The sequence below is a fragment of the Microcystis sp. T1-4 genome (genome assembly GCF_000297435.1).
Lineage (GTDB): Bacteria > Cyanobacteriota > Cyanobacteriia > Cyanobacteriales > Microcystaceae > Microcystis.
On sequence record NZ_CAIP01000417.1, the window covers coordinates 1 to 2,012 of the forward strand.

2 protein-coding genes are annotated in these 2,012 nt (G+C 45.3%); one reads left to right on the forward strand and one right to left on the reverse strand.

The features are described from left to right. The first annotated feature begins 195 nt into the window (after positions 1-195). Positions 196-1,002, forward strand: a complete 807-nt coding sequence (hisN, locus tag MICAI_RS20400; RefSeq protein ID WP_008206599.1) for a histidinol-phosphatase — start codon at positions 196-198, stop codon at positions 1,000-1,002. Positions 1,003-1,050: 48 nt separating this feature from the next. On the opposite strand, the gene rpe is transcribed toward hisN, so the two are convergent. After that, a complete protein-coding gene (gene rpe, locus MICAI_RS20405; protein ID WP_008206602.1) occupies positions 1,051-1,758 on the reverse strand; it encodes a ribulose-phosphate 3-epimerase in 708 nt (235 codons plus the stop codon). Positions 1,759-2,012: the final 254 nt, after the last annotated feature.

Consider the following 2,012-nt stretch of genomic DNA (forward strand, 5'->3'; position numbering starts at 1 on the left):
AGATAACTTTTATTGATGAATATCGATCGCACTATGCAAGAGGCAATAGGGATTTAGGGTGATAGGCAAATTTCCCCCATTCCCCCATCTCCCCACTTCCCCACTTCCCCACTTCCCCACTTCCCCACTTCCCCACTTCCCACACTCCCTACTCCTGTCTCCTGTCTTCTAAATTCTGCTGTATTGTTTCCCCTCATGAATATCGATCGCACTATCCAACTAGCTCATCAATTAGCGGACGCTTCTGGAGAGATTATCCGGCGCTATTTTCGGCAGCCCCATCTAGAAACCGAGACCAAACTCGAGCAAGTTTCCTCAATAGTAACAATCGCCGATCAAGAAGCTGAGGAGGCGATGGTGGCGATTATTCGGCGAGAATTGCCTGAAGATGGGGTTATTCGAGAAGAAGGAGCCAATATTCCCTCCCAAAGTGGTCGTTATTGGGTATTGGATCCGATCGATGGCACATCCTCTTTTGTCAAAGGATTGCCTATTTTTGGGACTTTAATCGGCCTAGTGGCAGAAAATCAACCGATTTTAGGAATTGTCGATCAACCGATTTTAGGCGATCGCTGGTTAGGAGTGAAGGGAAAAGCGAGTCTTTATAATAACCAGATGATTGTTAATCCCTACCGTCAAGATCGAGAACTTGTCTTAAAAAATGCCTGTTTAGCCTCCACCACTCCCTTAATGTTTATCACAGAACGACAACAGGCGATCGCTCGTCAGCTGCAAAGCGTCTGTAAACGTACCGCTTTTGGGGGTGATTGTTATAACTATATGATGTTAGCCACTGGCTGCACTGCCATGCCGATGGTCATCCTAGAATCAGACCTGAAATACTACGATTTTTGTGCTTTAATCCCGATTATTGAAGGTGCGGGCGGAATAATTAGCGATTGGTCAGGTAATCCCCTAAAAGCTGATTCTAGCGAAGTTTTAGCCGTCTCTAATTCCGGTTTATGGCGGCAGGTTTTAGAACAAATCAGTAGAGTGGGTTAGTGCGAATGCCAAGATAATTAGTCAACAGCTAACCCACCCCCGCGGCAATTAAACGGTGGCTAATTGAGGTTGGGGACGTTTGCTGTGACGGATACCTTCGATCGCCGCCGCGTAATCGGGGGCATTAAATACCGCCGAACCTGCTACAATCGCATTAGCGCCCGCTTCGAGAACTTGCCAAGTATTAGCCGGTTTTAAGCCGCCATCCACTTCAATCCAGGGATCCAAGCCCTTTTCATCGCACATTTGGCGTAATTGACGGATTTTGGGGACAACTTCCGGGATAAAACTCTGGCCACCAAAACCGGGGTTAACGCTCATAATTAGGACTAAATCGCACAAATGCAGCACGTATTCGATTAAATCTAGGGGAGTGGAGGGATTTAATACCACACCCGCTTGTTTACCGAGTTCGCGGATTTGGCAAAGAGTACGATGGAGGTGGGGAGAAGCATTATGTTCAGCGTGAACAGAAATAATGTCAGCACCCGCTTTCGCAAAGTCAGCCACATATTTTTCTGGTTCCACGATCATTAAATGCACATCTAAAGGTTTTTTCGTATAGGGACGAATAGCGGAGACAATCAGGGGTCCAATGGTGATATTCGGGACAAAACGACCATCCATCACATCAACGTGAATCCAATCGGCTCCTGCCTTATCCACAGCCTCGATATCGGCTCCTAATTTACTAAAATCCGCCGATAGGATCGAGGGAGAGACAACGATCGACTTCGAGCTTCCGTTTTGGGTCATGGCTAACTATAGAATTTCGTGTTTATATTTTCGTAACAATCTTATCAGCAATCAGTGATCAGTGATCACTAATCGGATTTGAGTTTTCAGTCGGGGTAATCCCAGAGCATTTTGTATAAATTGTAACAGACAAAAATTTTTAATTGTTGTACAGCAATAACCGCTACTGACAATCAAGCATTTCTACTCTAGAATAAAAGATATTGCAATCCCTGTTAGGGAATTTCTCAGAAACTTGAGGTATATTAAGTGGG

Excerpts from the sequence above, each read along its gene's own strand:
- rpe (WP_008206602.1), bottom strand. The coding sequence starts at position 1,758 with ATGACCCAAAACGGAAGCTCGAAGTCGATCGTTGTCTCTCCCTCGATC.
- hisN (WP_008206599.1), top strand. The coding sequence starts at position 196 with ATGAATATCGATCGCACTATCCAACTAGCTCATCAATTAGCGGACGCT.